Below are 1,872 nucleotides of genomic sequence, written 5' to 3' on the forward strand. Positions count from 1 at the left end.
CAAGGTGACGTTTTGAAGCGGGGACACAAAAGACCAAGAGTCCCCCCTAGCTCCCAGAAAAATCGGCAGAAGACCAAGCGAGCGAAACTGGCTTTAGAGGCAGGAGCTCCCCCTAGCTCCCAGAAAAAGCGGCAAAATAGCAAGCGAGATAAATTGGTTTTAGATACAGAAAAGCTTAAAAAAGAACTCAAACCTTTATTTACTCAACTTCCTGACCAACTAGAACCTGAAACCATCGAGAAGGCTATAACATTTATAACAACTGGCAAGGTAAAGCTGACGGCGTTTGAAGGTCTATTTAAAGATAATAAACGCGCAATAACAGCCTTTGCAAACCTATCCGACAGTGATATTGAGTGTATAGCTAAACATCCTCAATTATCGTACGTTATGTCGATGTGCCGCCAAAAAGGTCTGCCCACGGCAGAGGCGCTGAACATATTCTTCAAAGATGAGCATTTAAAAGATGAAAACGGCCGCTTGTGCAAGACAAAGCTGGCTGCGGTGGCCAGTGTGTGCTGTCAAAAAGGTCTGCCCACGGCAGAGGCAATGAAAGCATTCTTCAACGATAATCATCTGAAAGATGGACGTAACTTGTGCCTGACAAGGCTGAAGGCGGTGGCCAGTATGTGCGGTCGAAAAGGTCTGCCCACGGCAGCGGCGCTGAACACATTCTTCACTGCTGAGTATTTAAAAGGTGATAACGGCCGCTTGTGCAAGACAAAGCTGGCTGCGGTGGCCAGTATGCGCTGTAAAAAAGGTCTGCCCATGGCAGAGGCAATGGAAATGTTTTTCAAAGATGAGCATTTAAAAGGTGATAACGGCCGCTTGTGCCTGACAAGGCTGAAGGCGGTGGCCAGTATGTGCCGCCGAAAAGGTCTGCCCACGGCAGAGGCGCTGAACACATTCTTCAAAGATGAGCATTTAAAAGATGATAACGGCCGCTTGTGCCTGACAAAGCTGAAGGCGGTGGCCAGTATGTGCTGCCAAAAAGGTCTGCCCACACCAACGGCACTGGAAGCATTCTTCAACGATAATCATCTGAAAGATGGACGTAACTTGTGCCTGACAAGGCTGAAGGCGGTGGCCAGTATGTGCTGCCGAAAAGGTCTGCCCATGGCAGAGGCGCTGAACACATTCTTCAAAGATGAGCATTTAAAAGATGAAAACGGCCGCTTGTGCCTGACAAGGCTGAAGGCGGTGGCCAGTATGTGCCACCAAAAAGGTCTGCCCACGCCAGCGGCAATGAAAGCATTCTTCACTGCTGAGTATTTAAAAGGTGATAACGGCCGCTTGTGCAAGACAAAGCTGGCTGCGGTGGCCAGTATGTGCCGCCAAAAATGTCTGCCTACGCCAGCGGCGCTGAACACATTCTTCAAAGATGAGCATTTAAAAGATGATAACGGCCGCTTGTGCAAGACAAAGCTGGCTGCGGTGGCCAGTATGTGCTGCCAAAAAGGTCTGCCTACGCCAGCGGCGCTGAACACATTCTTCACTGCTGAGTATTTAAAAGGTGATAACGGCCGCTTGTGCAAGACAAAGCTGGCTGCGGTGGCCAGTATGTGCCGCAAAAAAGGTCTGCCCACGCCAGCGGCAATGAAAATATTCTTCAAAGATGAGCATTTAAAAGGTGCGACCCGCCGCTTGTGCAAGACAAAGCTGGCTGCGGTGGCCAGTATGTGCCGCCACAAAGGTCTGCCGTCCGCAAGCGCGTTAAAAGCATTCTTTAACGCCATAACAGTTAATCATTCTATAAGCACGGAATTGATGAGCGTGTGTAAACATTACTTTCATAGGGAAGGGCTAAAAACCTCAACCCAAGCCATAACAACAATTAGGAAGACGATAAAAGGGTGTCACTACAAGGGCTAC

At 49.0% G+C, this 1,872-nt stretch carries 1 protein-coding gene; it reads left to right on the plus strand.

Annotated elements, in window-relative coordinates; translation table 11 throughout:
* Positions 1-1,872: hypothetical protein (locus JQC92_RS22130; RefSeq protein WP_205001690.1), on the plus strand; the 1,872-nt coding region annotated here is incomplete at both ends.

It is taken from the genome of Parashewanella hymeniacidonis, from assembly GCF_016900895.1.
Classification (GTDB): Bacteria; Pseudomonadota; Gammaproteobacteria; order Enterobacterales; family Shewanellaceae; genus Parashewanella; species Parashewanella hymeniacidonis.